A 14,527-nucleotide genomic window follows, 5' to 3' on the forward strand; every position below is an offset into this window, starting at 1 on the left:
GACTATTTCCATCCAGTGTGCTCGCCGATGAGCCGATAAGCCGCCTCGGGTACAGCCACCTTCGCCTGATTCAAGAGGTACTCCAGGGCAACTGCCTCTGTGGATGAGTCGACATTTAGTGCTCTTACCCAGGCGGCAGGTTCATACCGGGCGAGCATTGATAGGCCAAACAAGATCGCCCACCAAACCATGAATGGATGAATAGTCGCATCTTCAAAAGCTGGATATGCAACTGTGTAATCATTCTTGAAGCGATAGTTGTGACCTTTTTCGAAAATGTACTGCCGCCTTGCTGCAGGATTTGAGCTCAGTGAACTATCAACCACCCAAGCCAGCCGGAGATCCATGCGGTTGTTGGGGAGTTTTTCAACGTATAGGGGGCTCGGCAGCACTGCATCTCGCAGGGTCGGATAATGTTGCAAGACCGATTTGACCTGCGCGGTCGGGTCTTCCCCATCCAACAGACTCGCTGGGATCCCTCGGATGATCGCTTCTGCAAGACCATAGCCAACAGCCAATGGGTGTGCGCTGTAATCCCCGGATGGCGTGTAAAAGCCCGGTCTGATGATCAATCCGCCCCTCTCTGCAGCCGGGTCTAGGGGCATCGTTTGCAGTTCCACCAAGGTTGCACAGAGATCGCCCATGCGAACACCCCGGCCGAGCGTGGGGGAGCCAAGGGTCTCGCTCAATATTGCAAAGGACCCATTCTTCCCTTTGTCAAATACAACCATGTCTGCGACTTTGCCTCGCAAATCGCGAGTCGAAATACCATGGCCGAACAGTTCCCAGTTCGCCTCTAGTCGCGTGGTGGCCGATATTGCACGACCAAGCTGCGAGAGGCCATAAAAGAGGGTCAATGGCAAGGTCTCGCGCCCAAGCATTGAGGAAGCCTTAAAAAGTTGCTCTGCTTGCTCAAGTGAAGCGTTCATCACTAGTTTCCGCTCAACGGGCTCCGGAGGACACGCCTCAGGGTCCGAACGTAAAGAGCGGAGGTAGGGCCAGATCTCCGGGATATCAGTCATGTCTGTCTCTGCTTGCTCGGAAAATTGATTCCTTGGCAGTCTGTATCACAAGGGCTCTGGGCGCCAGCCAATTGCTGCCCCTGGAGAAGGAGTGTCGGAAGGCCGCCGGATCACCTACTGCCCCCCGATGCCGTTCCGGTTGCAGTTGGGGTTGCAGTTCGCCTCCGTCATCCCGATCGAAGCTGTACCGGCCGTCTTCGCTGCGACTCCCATGAACGACGGCGAACGGTCGAGGATGGGGTCAGGTCGAACTCATACCTTGCAGAGTGGAGTCCTCCGGAATCGCGGTCCCTCGGCACGGCCGGCTCACGAGACGTCGGTGTCGCCGTCCTCCGACTGAGCGAGGCGGGTGTAAAGGTCCCGCTCGTACTTCTCAGCCAGGTCAATGACGGGCTCACAGCCCGACAGTAGTTCCACAAGGAGGGCGCGCTGGTCGTCGAAGACCGGACTATCGGCGTGGTACGAGCGCCACTTGTAGTGGACGAAGGCGTTCCTTGCGTCGGCGACGCGCTTCACGGTGCCGAGAATCCGATCATCCAGACGCTCACCAAACACCAGCCGCCACAGGTATGTCGTCTTCCCGTCCAGACTGTTGGCTCGAAGCATCTTGACGACGTCGTCGTCGTCGAGGCCCAAGCGTGAGGCGCCCCAGCTCAGTAGGCCATTGAGCCAGTGCTCAAAGTAGGTCGCATACATCACTACCGACAGCTGGACCGCACCTCGATCTAGGTACCTTCGTGCCTCAGCATGGATCGAGGCCTGGTAATCGATAGCCACATGGAGATCTCGGATGTACTCCTCGCCGTCAGTGTCAAACCAGGCGCGGAACTCCTCCCGTAGCTCCTCACGCGTCTTTCCAGCGGGGTCGATGACCCCTTCGCGCACCAAGCCATCAGTGATGCTGTCGGCCCAGGAAAGGACGAACGCTGGGTCATCCTCATCGGGGATGTGATCCATAGCCCGCATCATGGCAGATCGATCCGAGGACAGGACACGCTGCCGCTATCGGTGATCAAGATAGGCTGATTGAACTTAAACTTCGCAGCCGGATACCGACCAAGGTCGAATCCCCCATGGTTTGGCCCATGCCTTTGAACGCGAAACAACGCCAACCAAGAGAAGCTCTCGCTCGGTCCCTCGGACCAGAATCCCAATGCGGCAGGGGATCTGAGCACCAACGGCTAGCAGGGCGCAACGAGTGCGGGGGAAGCAGGGGGTAGGGGTTTCGAGTCCTCTCGTCTCCACCGCAAGGTGACGTCTGTGGCAACGTCACGGGGCGTCGGGGAGGCCCAGGGAATCGAAGACGTCTTGTGGGGCGCCGCGGAGGAGTTCGCGGAGGTTGAGATTTAGGGCGGCGCAGAGCTGGACCGCCTCCGCCAGCGTTACGCGGCGGGTGCCGGATTCGAGGTTGGTGACTGTGGCGCGGGGCCAGCCCATCTCGTCGGCTAGGTCTTCTTGGCGTAGTCGGGTTCTGGCGCGAGCTGCGCGCACGTTGCCCGCAATCAGCGCGTCCATCTCTTCCGGCTTCACGTTGCCGATCCTGCCTGCTGGCATCGGCCGACGTCATGGCGAAGAACACGACGTGATGTAGCTCAAGTCGCCTAGAGCAATCCTATGTAAACGCCAAGTAGGATAATCTCACTCAGTGTCTGAAAAATCGACACAAAGTGAAGATGGCGAACGGGGGCGCACGATGGACGGACCTGATCCGGAGTTGGGTCACGCGATCCGCTGCGAGGCGTGCTTTGTGCGGGATGAGATCCGGCAAATCCTCAGCTCGACGCGAGCGCCGGCCGAGAAGCTCCGGGCTGTTCAACTGGCTCTTAGTCCGCCACCGTCGCTACCGGAAGCCGTGCTGGATGATCGCGGCTGGCCTGTGCTCGTGACGTCGACTGGACGCGACGATCTGGAGTGTCGCCGGTGAGTGGCGACCATGCGGCCGAGTACGCGCCGGATTGGCAGTACGGCGTGGTTCATTGGCTAGCGCTAGTGGACGAGCCGCTTCTGAGTCAGGTTCGGCCGGCGGGGGATGGGTGGGTGCTGAATACGGACATGGGGGATGGCGGCCACGTGGTGACGGTGCCGACTTGGTCTGATGGATCGATCGTCCAGCACGGCTTCTACTGGCGGCGAAGTTCGCCTGGTATGCGCGGCTGGATGTCCAAGGCTCACGTTCAAGAGTGCCGCCGGCCATGGTGGCTGGGCAGCAAGGTGCCGGACCGAATCCTCAAGTCACAAGGCAAAACCATGGGGTAAACCATGGGCCGGAGAGACGCGAAACCGCAGGTCGATGCTCTGACCTGCGGTTTTGTAGGCCCCGTCGGACTCGAACCGACAACCCGCGGATTAAAAGTCCGCTGCTCTGCCAATTGAGCTAGAGGCCCTGGGTGTGTTGGGGACAGTCTGTCAGGTTCGAGGGGTGGATCGCGAATGGGTTGGGGTAGACCAGCGCGTCTGGTGGTTTCGGAGGGTGATGGAAGGGTTGCGGACGGTTGAACCGGATGGGGTGGTGGGTCGTTCTCTCGGTGAGGGCATCGGCTGTCCGGGGTCCGGCGGCGCGGGAAAAACATCCTGCGACACCCTGACCGAGGAGAGCCGGTGCGTGAACCCGTCCGTTCACGTGAGGAGTCATGATGAGTGTGCTGGAGCGCTGGCAGGGGCAGGTACTGGCTGTCTTCCGGATTGTTGTGGGGTTCTTGTTCGCGACCCATGGGGCCGCGGCGTTGTTCGGGGTGCTGGGGACCAAGCAGGTCGAGACGTTGGCCTGGCCTGGGTGGTGGGCCGCGGCGATTCAGTTTGTCGGTGGAGCGCTGGTGATGGTCGGGTTCGGGACCCGGTACGCCGCTCTGCTGTGCTCGGGATCGATGGCCTACGCCTATTTCACGGTGCACCAGGTCGATGCGCTGCTGCCGGTGCAGAACGGTGGGGAGAAGGCGGCCCTGTTCTGTTTCGCGTTCCTGCTGATCGCGTTCCTCGGCTCCGGGCCCTGGGCGCTGGAGCAGTTGCGGGAGTCCAAGCAGCAGGAGGCGCGGCAGTTGGCAACTGCAACTGAGTGACCCCGGGGACGCCGGACGATGAGCAGCCCGACGACTGCGCAGGAGCGCCGATGGCCGACGACCGCGCGGCGCTGCTGCGGGAGCTGCACGATGTGCACGCGCCCTCGTTGTGGCGGTTCGTCGTCCGGCTGACCGGGGATGACCGGTTCGCCGAGGATGTCGTTCAGGAGACCTTGTTGCGGGCGTGGCGGCGTCCGCAGATCCTGACCGAGGACGAGGCGGGTGCCCGGGCCTGGCTGTTCACGGTGGCGCGCAATCTGGTCATCGACGACCGGCGCAGTGCCCGGGTCACGCGCGAGGTGGCCAGTGACGACCTGCCGGAACGACCGAGCGCCGACCACGCGAACGCAGTACTGGATGCGTGGTTGGTGTCGGATTCGCTGGCTCAGTTGTCGGATGACCATCGGCAGGTGATCGTGCGCGCGTACTACGGACGCCGCACGGTCACCGATATCGCCAGGGAGCTGGACATCCCGGCCGGCACGGTCAAGTCCCGGCTGCACTACGGGATGCGGGCGCTGAAGCTGGCGCTGCAGGAGAGGGGGGTGACGAAGGAATGAGTGACCCGTACCGGGAGTGGGACGCCGCGTACCTGCTCGGGGTCCTGGCGCCACGGGACCGGCGTGCCTATGAGGAGCACCTGCGCACCTGTCCGGACTGTTCGGCGGAGGTGGCGTCGCTGGCCGGCGTACCCGGGACTCTGGCGATGTTGCCGGACGACCGGGCGCTGGCGACGATCACTGCCGCTCCGCCGAACGTGTTGCCGGGGCTGGCGCGCAGTGTGCAGCGTGACCGGCGGCGCAAGAGGTACCGCCTTGCTGCGGTGGTGGCTGCCGCAGCCGCCACCGCAGCAGTGGCCGGAGTGGTCGTCCACGGGACGCTCACCCGCAATAGTCCGTCCGGCGACACGGTGGTGCTCGCGCAGACAGTGGCGAGCAAGTTGACCGCCGACGCCCGGCTGGTAGACGAGCCGTGGGGGACGACCATCGAGATCAGTTGCCGGTACGAGAAGTTGGCGACACCGAGTGAGCGGGTCCGCGGCTACGAACTCTATGTCACCGACGACACCGGCAAGGCGACCCTGTTGGCGAGCTGGACGGCGGCCCCCGGTACGACGGTGAAGCCGGCCACCACGACCAAGTTGCGCCGCCACCAGATCAAGGGCCTGGACATCCGGGGCGCCGAGTCCGGCCGGGTCTTGCTTGCCGTCAGCTTCTGATCGGTTGCCGTCGGCCATCGTCACTGATTGACCACGGTGCGAAAGGGCACCTGAGAGCAAGGAGTGAGCGGTCGCTCGAGAGGCCGGTCGCTCCAGGTCCCGGCGTTCAGCCACGTGCGCCGGGGCCGTTCCCCTTCCACCCCCGGGGCGGGAGCCGAGCAACTCACCGACAGGAGCCGAGCAACTCGCCGGTCATACCGGCCCGGTACGCCGGGAATCCGGGTCACCGGCGCGGTAAAGTTCCTCCCGGTTGGGAAGTCAGCCACTGGCGCAGCATGCGCCGTGCTGACGTGTACCGACCCCCGAGGATGTTCCCCGGTGACAACTCCCGTGCCCCCCTCGGTGGCTCACGAGTGAAGGACGAGCTGGCCCGGGAGCTGGCTCGGATGGCGCAGGACCTGCATCAGCAGCCCGATGTCGAGCAGACCGCCGAGCGTTTCCTGGATTACGTGAGCACCGCCATCGGCGCCCGCCACGCGACTGTGGTGCTGATGCAACGCGGCGGCCGCCTCGAACCGGTCGCGGCCACCGGCGAGCTGGTCGAAGAGGCCGAGCGGTTGCAACTCGAGGTGGGCGAAGGCCCGACGCATGCCACCGTCAACGACCACACCAGCGTGCTGAGCCAGGACGCCACCGAGGACCCGCGCTGGCCGGCCTGGGCACCAAAAGCAGCGATGATCGGCCTGCGCAGCATCCTGAGTGTCTGCCTTCAAACCAAGACGACCACGGTCGGCGCCCTCACCCTGTACTCCGAGACGCCGGGCCGGTTCACCGAGACGGACGAGTCCGTCGCCCAGCTGTACGCCGACCACGCCGCCTTGGCGGTCACGAACGCGCGCAGTGAATCCACACTCTGGCAGGCGATCGAGGCGCGCAAACAGATCGGTCAGGCGCAGGGAATCCTGATGGAGCGGTTCAACCTGACCGGTCCACAGGCCTTCTCCGTCCTGCGCCGCTACTCCCAGGACCACAACGTCAAGCTGCGCGACGTGGCCCGGCGGCTGATCGCCACCAGGAATCTTCCGGAAAACCTGTAACGCTGACCAGGTGACGAGCGATACACCCTGTGTAACGCCACTGAGGATCCCGTCCCAGGTCAACCGCCCGAAGGGCCTGGGACGGGGTTCTCGCCTGTCGCTCGAGGCGCCCCGACGTCGTTACACACGAAAGGCCCCCGGATGCTCCCGGGGGCCTTCGTAACGTGCTCCTCCTCTTGCTACTACGACGTCCTACGACGCTCGCTCAGTCGGCCGGTCCGGCTCCGGCAGCGCGATCCGGTCCGCCGGCAGGCGTTCCGTCCGCTCGATACCGTCGTCGGCCTCGTACTGCACCACGCCGATCCATCCCGTGTCCTCGTGTTCGCGGCCGATCAGCCAGCCGCGCCGCCACTGGCCGTCCACGTGGACGACCACATGGCTGGGTAACGAGAGACGGGACACCAGCTCGGTGTCGGGCTCGAACTCAGTCATGGGCGAAGGCTAGGCGGTTTCACCGACAAATGCCCGTCGAGGGCGTGTTCTCGTCTCACGATCTGGAGATCAGTCCACGAACGACATCGCCGGGCAGGCCGAAGGTTTCCACCGATCCGGTCACCCGGAGCGCACGCCCGCCCGGGATTCGCGCCACCCACTTCTGCTGCAGAGCATGTGCGCACAAAGCAGCCCCGACCGCACCGGCCAGATGCGGTAGCCGTTCCGTCACATCAAGACAGGACCGTACTGCGGGCCGCCCGCGCCGCGGCTCGACGACGATCCCCAGCTCGGCCAGCCAGTCGCTCCCTGCCGGGGTGAGCGCGACTCCCGCCGACCAGTCGAGCAGGCCGCGTTCCGTCATCGCGTCGGCCAGCGCGACGCCGAGACGCCCGGCGAAATGGTCGTAACACGTGCGAGCGCGGGCGAAGGCGTCGCGTTTCGACGCGGCCGACAGGCTGGTCGCGACCTGGGCCGGCCGAGGAGTCAACGCCGCAAGGCCTTCCAGCAGTTCGGCGGTCTCCGGCCCGGCGAGTTCGACGTACCGGTGGCGTCCTTGCCGTACTTCGCTGAGCAGGCCGCCGTCGACCAGCAGGTTGAGGTGCTCGCTGATGGTCGGCCGCGAAACCCCGGCCAGCTTGGCGAGTTCGGTCGCCGTCCACGCCCGCCGGTCGAGCAACGCGAGACAGACCGTGGCCCTGGTCGAGTCAGCCAGCAACTTCGCCCAGGCGGCCAGCTCCTGCCCTTCCGTCGACGTGTTCACCCCCCCATCCTCCCTCGCCCACACTTCGGCGCCCACCTAACCGTTCACTGGTGTTCGACAACCAGCCGAAGGCGGTCCGCTTCCTCGGGGCTGAGGACGATGTCGAGGTCCTTCAGGACTGTCTCCAGTTCCTGCGTGCCGATCGTGCGTTCGGTGGTGCGTCCGTCGGCGTGCTCGATGGTGAGCTGGTCGCCGACTAGGCGGCGGCTGATGCCTTGGTCGAGGCGCATCACCACTAGCTTGGTGCTGAAGGGTGAGCTGGGGTGGCTGGAAACGTAGTGGTGGTAGACCTCGTAGTCGATCAGACGTTGCGGCTCGTTGTCGGAGGCATGCATCGGGACCCAGCCGTCGGGGGTGCGCTTGGAGAGTGTCCACACGTCGTCTTCGACGGTCAGCTTGTGGTCCCAGCCGGCCTGATCGACCACCGCGCCGTCTTTCAGTGGCATCGGGTGCATCATCCCCGCACCGAAGCCGACATCGGCCAGGAACTCCTGCCCGTCGACGCGGACGAGCAGCAGCATGTGGGTTCGTGGCCCCGACTTGTGCGGTTGGACGCGGGCCACCCGGCGCTCCACCTCGAAGCCGAGTTCTTCCAGGACAGCAGCGAAAAGCAGCGCGTGCTCGTAGCAGTAACCGCCTCGCTGCCGGCCGACGAGCTTCGCCTGGATGGCGTCGAACTCAAGGCCCGGATGGGTGCCCAGGATCACGTCCACGTTCTCGAACGGGATCGCCCGGACGTGCGCGGCATGCAGGCTGTGCAGTGTTTCGACAGAGGCGCCGGTGCGCGGATGATCGATCCGCCGCAGGTAGGCGTCGAGGTCAAGGGATTCGGTCTGCCAAGTCATGGAGAAAATCCCAGCAGTTCGAGTGGACTTGAAGTCAAGTCACCCGCTGCAGGGCCTCGATGAAGCCGGTGACGGCGCCACACGGTTCGTCGCCGGCGCGGGTCGCGACGTACACGGTCCGCGTCGGTGGATCGGCCAGCTCCCGTACGACGATGTCGCCGCGCAAGGCCGGGACGATGAGTCCGGGCACCAGCGTGACGCCGTACCCGGCGGCGACGAACGCCTGCTTGCCGAGCCATGATCCGCACACCATGTCGATCCGTGGCGCGAACCCGGCCTTGGCGCACAGGCTGGTCAGTACTGCGGCCGCACCCGCGTAGTCCTCGACCCAACTGTCCGTCGCGAGCTCGGCAAGCTCGATCACCGGTTTGCCGGCCAGCCGGTGATCGGTCGGCAGCGCGACATGGAGCTGGTCGTCCAGCAGGTGCAACACCTCGAGCCCGTCGGCGGCCGGAAGGCCGGGCGGATAGTCGGTGATCACCGCGAGGTCGATCGTGCCGTCGGTCAGCTGTGGGATCAGTCGCGGGGTGACGTCCTCGGCGAAGGTCACCCGCGCGTTCGGCCGCTCGACGTTGAATGCCGCCAAGGCAGTCGGCAACAGCTTGGCGCTCGCCGTCGGTACTGCGCCCACGCGCAGCGGACCAGGCCAGCTCTCGGCGGACTCGACATCGGCGATCGCCCGGTCGACCTGAGCGAGGATGCCGATCGCATGAGTCAGCAAAACCTCCCCGGCCGCGGTCGGCACGACACCGCGCGCATGCCGCCGCACCAACGGCCGACCGAGCTGCGTCTCCAGTCCGGCCAGCTGCCGCGAGACGGCGGACTGGGTGTAGCCGAGATGCTCCGCGGCGGCGCTGATCGAGCCCAGCCGGCAGACCTCCCGGAAGGCTCTGAGCGGAGTCAGTTCCATAGACGGCAAGATATACCCGTCACGCATGGCCGCCGTGCGAAGTATGCGCTGGTGCGATGGGCTGTGGACCGGTCAGGATGGACGCTCCATCACAAGGAGGAAGTCTTGCTCACCCATCTGAACCCCGAAGGTGTTGCTCCGGGCAACGGGTACAGCCATGTCGTGACCGGTCCGGGCCGCTGGGTCGCGATCGCCGGGCAGGTCGCATTCGATGCCGACGGCAACCTTGTCGGCGAGGGTGATCCCGCCGCCCAGGCGCAGCAGGTCTTCGCCAATCTCGAACGCTGTCTCCAAGCGGCCGGCGCGACCTTCGCCAACGTGGTGAAACTCAACTTCTACGTGACCGACGTTGCCTACCTGCCCGCCGTGCGGGTCGCGCGGGACGCCTACGTCGACACGGCGAACCCACCGGCCAGTACTGCGGTGCAGGTCGTCGCACTGTTCCGCCCCGACATCCTGATCGAGGTCGAGGCCTACGCAGTCGTCTGACCGCAAAAGCGTCAGCGGAGCTGGTCGACGGCGAGGCGGGCCGCCTCGCCGATGGCCGCGTCGACCCGTGGCAGCCGGAAGTCACCACGAGCAGCGTGGGTGAACACGGCCACGGCGTACGCGTCGCCGCCTGGCATCACGATCACGCCGACCTCATGGCGCAGCGCCCCAAAGGTCCCGGTCTTCCCGGCGACCCGCACCCCGTCGTACGGGAAGCCGGAGGCGAGGCGTTGCGAGAAGACCTGCTGCTGCATGACTCTCTGCGCGAATACCGTCTGCTCGGCCGAGAGCAGGCGTCCGGACCACAGGCCGGCCAGCAACGTGGTCATGTCTCTGGCAGAGCTCGCAGACATCCCAGCAGCGTCGTAGGCATCCGCTGGATCGGTCTGGTCGTTGTCAGCCAGTACTGCGAACGCTGCGTCCACATCGCTCGCACCCGTACGCCGCCTCAACTCGCTGAGGTTGCCCGCAGCCCCACGGCGTACGAACGTGTGCTGCAGGCCGAACGACCGCAGGAGTTGGGCAAGCCGGTCCACGCCAACCTGGTTGAGCAGTGCGTCCGCAGAGGCATTGTCGGAGACAGTCATCATCATGGCGGCCAGATCCCGTAGCGACATCGACACCGGGTCCTGCAGGATCGACAAACCAGTTGGGCCGTCGATGCGGTCCTCTGGAAGCAGGGTGACCTGCTGCTGCGGGTTGAGCTCTTCAGCGTCTACCAGGTAGCAGTACGCCGCTAGCAGGGGCAGCTTGTAGACAGAGGCGATCGGTACGACGACGTCCGGGTCCAGGTCGACTGTCTGGTCCGGGTGGTCCAGCGAGACCGCGTGGAGCCAGCCACGGGCTCCTGCATCGTCGAAGGTCGCACGGATGCGGGCAGTCATGGCGACACCAGCGCCTGGGCCAGCTGCGACATGACCTCAGGCGGGAGCGCGTTCGGCGTACGGGACTGAGGCCAGACGAGGCGGAGGCGTACCGGGAGTGGGTCGTCGACCAGGCGGTGTCTGCCGAGTCCTGCAGCTTGGAGGGAGTCGTCAGGGGTGATGACGATCGCTTGGCCGGCAGCGGCCATGGCCAGGCCAGCCCTGTCGTCGGTGACGACCACTGTGCCGCCGCTAGGCCTGTGGAGGCCGAGAGTGTCGAGGAAGAGGTCCCTGGCCGCAGGAGCTTCTGCCCGCGGCCGTACTGCGATCGGCAGGCCGTCGAGCTTGCGGAGCGGGAGCGGCTCGCCGTCGTCCGGGTAGAGGGAGGTGGGCACCAGCGCCCAGCTCCTGAGCAGGGTGACCGGTCCTGCCTGCAGACCGTCGAGGACGGCCGGGTGGAGTACGACCGCCATCGCGAGGCGTCCGGACGAGACCTGGTTGACCAGGGAGCTGGTTGGCGCCGAGATCGCGGTAACCCGGCTGCCGCGGACAGCCTCGCCACAGGCGGCGGCCACTGCGGCGCCTACGGAAGCAGGCACCTCCGGCGTCAGCCCGATGCGGATCTCCGTGCCGTCGGGGTCGCGGGCGACAGCAGCGTGGTGAAACTCCTCGAGCGCGCTCAGAGCGCGACGGGCGTACGGCAGCAGGGCAACGCCGGCCGGGGTGAGTTCGACCCGGCCGAGACCGCGCTCGAACAACTTGGCGCCGATCATGGCCTCCAGCCGCCGAAGCCCTTGGGAGAGCGGCGGCTGGGTGATCCCGACAACGCGCGCCGCGTCACCGAAGTGCTGCTCATCAGCCAGCGCTACGAAAATCTGCAGGTATCGCTCAGTCAGCATGACCCACCTGACCTGCGGTGATATCACCAGGGGATCGACTCATGATCAAGAGCCTATTCGACATGGCCAATCGCCCTCACCTTGACTGGCGGTCCGAACGAGTGAGGGGACGGCGTGACTTTGAGTCGAAGAGGAGTACTGACCGGTGCGACGGCTGCCGCGGTAGGCGCCACCGGGCTGGTTGGTTGGCGCAACGCGGCGACAGCGGCGGATAGCGCTTCGCAGCAGGGCGCCACACGGCAGGGTGCTTCGCGGGAGCCCGTGAAGTTCACCTGGTGGGGCAACCACTCGTGGGAGATCAGCTGCGGCGCGCACGTAGTACTGACTGATCCGTGGCTGACCAGGTTCAAGACCGGGACCTTCAAGCCGGGCGGTGCTGATCCGGCGACGAGAGTGGTGAGCAAGCCTGAGGTGATCGATCGGTACGTGAGCCGCGCGGACGCGGTGCTCGTGCACCACGGGCACTACGACCACATCCCCGACGTGCCCTACATCGCCCGCAAGACCGGCGCCACTGTGCTGGGGAACGAGTCGCATCTCAACCTGCTGCGGGCAATGCGGGCGCCGGGTGACCAGCTGTCCCAGGTGAGTGGTGGGGAGTACCTGCCGTTCAAGGGGTTCACTGTCGAGGTGTTCCGGTCTCTGCACTCGTGTGGTGGCGAGCGGCACCAGTTCGCCTTCCCGGGCACACGGCCAGGTGCAGTGCCGCCCCGGCCGCGGACGATCGCTGACCTGGTGGAGGGCGGCACGCTCGCCTACGTCATCACCATCGGCGGTCTACGCATCCTCAGCCTCAGTACTGCGGGCTACGACCCGGTCGCCTTGCGGGACCTGCAGGTCGACGTGGTGCTCGCTGCTCCCGGTGGTGAGCCGGGTGTCACCGACCGCCTGTTTCAGACGATCAAGCCGGTGAAGACAGTGATCGCCACCCACTGGGACGACTTCGACGAGCCGCTGGACAAGCCGGCCGTCGACTGGGGCGGTCTCAACAAGCTCCGGGCCTCTGTCGAAGCCGCTGGCTCAGCCTTCGTCAAAATCGACCACCTGGAGTCGGTCACGCTGTAAAGGCCCCGCCGGCCGTTGCAGGGGTCAGGCGGTAGCCGTCGTGAGCAGAGAACTCCGCTGCCAAGGCAAACCGATCACCCCGTACTACGGTGTGCCGCCACTCGATCTTGCGGCCTTGGGCGTGCCCTAGCCGGTTGATCGAGAAGGCGGCAGCATCGGCCGGGCAGTGCAGCAGTGCACGCTCTGCTGGAGTCGGGTTGACTGCACGGATGTCTTCCCGGCCGTGGCCGAGCCGGAGCCCAGTACGCTCGGCCAACTCGTTGTAGAGGCTGGTGTGACTGAAGTCAGCGTCCAGTAGCCCTTCTGCCAGCGACGCAGGCAGCCAGACGCGGTCCAGCGCCAGCGGCTCGTCTCCTGCGAAGCGGACTCGCTCCAGGTAGACCAGTGGGATCGAAGCCTCCAGGTCCAGCCTGGTGGCGATCACGCCGTCCGCCCGGACATCCAGAGCCCGTACGACGCTGTGCTGGGGGAGACCGGACGCCTCTACCGAGGAGAAGAGGCTGTAGAGCGCCCCCATCGGCTGCCGGATCTCGGGGGTCGTCGCGACTCGTGGCTGGCGCCCGCGCTCGGCAACGATCAGTCCGTCGGCCCGGAGCTTGCTGAGCGCCTGGCGAACGGTGTGCCGACTCACCTGGTACTCCTCGACCAGCGCGAGCTCGCCGGGGAACAGGTCGTCGAACTCGCCGGCCCGCAACCGGCGTACCAGCTCCTGCTGCAGCTGCTTCCACAGCGGCTGCCCACCGCTGCGATCCAGCTTGCGCTCGCTCATCCGGACCTCTCTGGTCGATACCGTCTTGCTAAATGTCCGGTCATCTCTTAACTTAAATGTACGCACATTTCAGTCGGGAGGGCCGGTTAGTGGTGCACGTCGAGGTTAGGTCACCCGCCGCTGCCGCCACGCGACCCGAGACTCCCCACTTCATCGAGCGTGTTCCGGGTCTGCTCGTGGTGCTCGCGCTGGCCGCCACCGCGGTGCCGCTCGGACGGCTGGTGCCGGTGATCGGCGGGCCGGTGTTCGGGATCGTGCTCGGCGTTCTGGCCGGCGTACTCGTCCCGGCATTGCGCGGCAGTTGGTCCCGCCCGGGGTACGACTTCGCCTCGAAGACGTTGCTGCAGCTGTCGATCGTCGTACTGGGGACTGGGTTGTCTCTGCAGCAAGTGGTTCGGGTCGGTGGGGACTCGCTGCCCGTGATGCTCGGGACCCTGGCGGTCGCGCTCGGCGGGGCCTGGTTGTTCGGGCGACTGCTTGGTGTTCGAGGCGACACTCAGACGCTCATCGGCGTCGGTACTGCGATCTGTGGCGCGTCGGCGATCGCGGCCGCGACTGCGGCGATCGGTGCGAAGCGGTCGTCGGTTGCCTATGCGCTGGCGACCATCTTCACCTTCAATGTCGTTGCGGTGCTCGCCTTCCCGCCGCTCGGTCACCTGCTCGGCCTCGACGCCGAAGCCTTCGGCCTGTGGGCCGGTACTGCGATCAACGACACCTCGTCAGTCGTCGCCGCGGGCTACACCTACAGCCAGCAAGCCGGCGACCAGGCCCTGGTCGTCAAACTGACCCGTTCCCTCATGCTCATCCCCATCGTGCTGGGCTTGGTCATCCTCAAGTCCCGCCGGGAAGCCCGCGCCCACACGGCCGACGCCAGCCGGCCGAAGCTCCCGTGGCGGCGAATGGTTCCGCTCTTCCTGATCGGCTTCATCGCCGCCGCCGGCCTGCGAAGTGCAGGACTCGTACCGGAGGCATGGCAGGAGACGCTGTCTCTGGTCGGGACATTCCTCATCACCTCAGCGCTGGTGGCAATCGGTCTGTCGATGCGTCCATCCGAATTGCGCAAGGCCGGCTGGCGTCCACTAGCACTGGGTGCACTGTTGTGGGTGTCGGTCGCCCTCAGCAGCCTCGGACTGCAATGGGCGACCGGCACCCTCTAAC

The 14,527-nt window shown here is 65.7% G+C and carries 17 protein-coding genes and 1 tRNA gene; 7 read left to right on the top strand and 11 right to left on the bottom strand.

Going from position 1 to position 14,527, the window contains the following annotated elements; all coding sequences use genetic code 11:
* Positions 1-2: 2 nt before the first annotated feature.
* The 4 genes from ACQPYM_RS04305 to ACQPYM_RS04320 all read right to left on the bottom strand — a co-directional run bounded on the left by ACQPYM_RS04305 (position 3) and on the right by ACQPYM_RS04320 (position 3,406).
* On the bottom strand, positions 3-1,022 hold the full coding sequence (locus tag ACQPYM_RS04305) for a YaaC family protein (protein WP_433015114.1): 1,020 nt from the start codon (positions 1,020-1,022) through the stop codon (positions 3-5).
* A gap of 306 nt (positions 1,023-1,328) precedes the next feature.
* Entirely contained in the window at positions 1,329-1,979 is a 651-nt protein-coding gene (locus tag ACQPYM_RS04310; RefSeq protein WP_433015117.1) for a hypothetical protein, read from the bottom strand.
* Positions 1,980-2,291: 312 nt separating this feature from the next.
* Positions 2,292-2,576: a helix-turn-helix domain-containing protein gene (locus ACQPYM_RS04315; RefSeq protein WP_433015120.1), complete on the bottom strand. Its 285-nt coding sequence runs from the start codon at positions 2,574-2,576 to the stop codon at positions 2,292-2,294.
* 757 nt (positions 2,577-3,333) lie between these two features.
* A tRNA-Lys gene (locus ACQPYM_RS04320) sits at positions 3,334-3,406 on the bottom strand.
* A 249-nt stretch (positions 3,407-3,655) separates the two neighbouring features.
* On the opposite strand from ACQPYM_RS04320, the gene ACQPYM_RS04325 reads away from it, so the two are divergent.
* From ACQPYM_RS04325 to ACQPYM_RS04340, 4 genes are all read left to right on the top strand, one after another.
* A complete protein-coding gene (locus ACQPYM_RS04325; RefSeq protein WP_433015123.1) occupies positions 3,656-4,078 on the top strand; it encodes a DoxX family protein in 423 nt (140 codons plus the stop codon).
* Between the two features lie 50 nt (positions 4,079-4,128).
* The gene (locus tag ACQPYM_RS04330; protein WP_433015126.1) at positions 4,129-4,638 is read left to right on the top strand and encodes a sigma-70 family RNA polymerase sigma factor; all 510 of its coding nucleotides are present in this window, start codon (positions 4,129-4,131) and stop codon (positions 4,636-4,638) included.
* Positions 4,635-5,297 carry an anti-sigma factor family protein gene (locus ACQPYM_RS04335; RefSeq protein ID WP_433015129.1) on the top strand — a complete coding sequence of 221 codons (663 nt, stop codon included), beginning with the start codon at positions 4,635-4,637 and terminating at the stop codon, positions 5,295-5,297. Before ACQPYM_RS04330 ends, ACQPYM_RS04335 begins: the two co-directional genes overlap by 4 nt.
* A 353-nt stretch (positions 5,298-5,650) precedes the next feature.
* Complete coding sequence (locus ACQPYM_RS04340; RefSeq protein WP_433015132.1) at positions 5,651-6,334, top strand: ANTAR domain-containing protein; 684 nt, start codon at positions 5,651-5,653, stop codon at positions 6,332-6,334.
* 192 nt (positions 6,335-6,526) lie between these two features.
* Here the strand turns inward: ACQPYM_RS04340 and ACQPYM_RS04345 are convergent, their stop codons facing one another.
* Genes ACQPYM_RS04345 through ACQPYM_RS04360 form a run of 4 tightly spaced genes read right to left on the bottom strand, consistent with a single transcriptional unit; the run spans position 6,527 to position 9,284 of the window.
* On the bottom strand, positions 6,527-6,766 hold the full coding sequence (locus tag ACQPYM_RS04345; protein ID WP_433015135.1) for a hypothetical protein: 240 nt from the start codon (positions 6,764-6,766) through the stop codon (positions 6,527-6,529).
* 55 nt (positions 6,767-6,821) lie between these two features.
* Entirely contained in the window at positions 6,822-7,529 is a 708-nt protein-coding gene (locus ACQPYM_RS04350) for an ArsR/SmtB family transcription factor (RefSeq protein ID WP_433015138.1), read from the bottom strand.
* A 44-nt stretch (positions 7,530-7,573) separates the two neighbouring features.
* Positions 7,574-8,374, bottom strand: coding sequence for an arylamine N-acetyltransferase family protein (locus ACQPYM_RS04355; RefSeq protein ID WP_433015141.1), 801 nt, complete (start codon positions 8,372-8,374; stop codon positions 7,574-7,576).
* 34 nt (positions 8,375-8,408) lie between these two features.
* A complete protein-coding gene (locus ACQPYM_RS04360) occupies positions 8,409-9,284 on the bottom strand; it encodes a LysR family transcriptional regulator (RefSeq protein WP_433015144.1) in 876 nt (291 codons plus the stop codon).
* Between the two features lie 105 nt (positions 9,285-9,389).
* On the opposite strand from ACQPYM_RS04360, the gene ACQPYM_RS04365 reads away from it, so the two are divergent.
* Positions 9,390-9,773, top strand: coding sequence for a RidA family protein (locus ACQPYM_RS04365; RefSeq protein ID WP_433015147.1), 384 nt, complete (start codon positions 9,390-9,392; stop codon positions 9,771-9,773).
* A gap of 11 nt (positions 9,774-9,784) precedes the next feature.
* On the opposite strand, the gene ACQPYM_RS04370 is transcribed toward ACQPYM_RS04365, so the two are convergent.
* Together ACQPYM_RS04370 and ACQPYM_RS04375 are read right to left on the bottom strand one after the other, a co-directional pair.
* A complete protein-coding gene (locus ACQPYM_RS04370; protein ID WP_433015150.1) occupies positions 9,785-10,657 on the bottom strand; it encodes a serine hydrolase in 873 nt (290 codons plus the stop codon).
* Positions 10,654-11,535 carry a LysR family transcriptional regulator gene (locus tag ACQPYM_RS04375; RefSeq protein ID WP_433015153.1) on the bottom strand — a complete coding sequence of 294 codons (882 nt, stop codon included), beginning with the start codon at positions 11,533-11,535 and terminating at the stop codon, positions 10,654-10,656. Before ACQPYM_RS04375 ends, ACQPYM_RS04370 begins: the two co-directional genes overlap by 4 nt.
* Positions 11,536-11,649: 114 nt before the next feature.
* Between ACQPYM_RS04375 and ACQPYM_RS04380 the strand changes: the two genes are divergently transcribed.
* Positions 11,650-12,600, top strand: coding sequence for an MBL fold metallo-hydrolase (locus tag ACQPYM_RS04380; protein WP_433015156.1), 951 nt, complete (start codon positions 11,650-11,652; stop codon positions 12,598-12,600).
* On the opposite strand, the gene ACQPYM_RS04385 is transcribed toward ACQPYM_RS04380, so the two are convergent.
* Positions 12,590-13,369, bottom strand: a complete 780-nt coding sequence (locus ACQPYM_RS04385) for a GntR family transcriptional regulator (RefSeq protein WP_433015159.1) — start codon at positions 13,367-13,369, stop codon at positions 12,590-12,592. The genes ACQPYM_RS04380 and ACQPYM_RS04385 overlap by 11 nt on opposite strands.
* 56 nt (positions 13,370-13,425) lie before the next feature.
* On the opposite strand from ACQPYM_RS04385, the gene ACQPYM_RS04390 reads away from it, so the two are divergent.
* On the top strand, positions 13,426-14,526 hold the full coding sequence (locus ACQPYM_RS04390) for a YeiH family protein (protein ID WP_433015162.1): 1,101 nt from the start codon (positions 13,426-13,428) through the stop codon (positions 14,524-14,526).
* Position 14,527: the final 1 nt, after the last annotated feature.

Origin of the sequence: Kribbella sp. CA-294648, assembly GCF_050943845.1 — a bacterium.
Taxonomy (GTDB): domain Bacteria; phylum Actinomycetota; class Actinomycetes; order Propionibacteriales; family Kribbellaceae; genus Kribbella.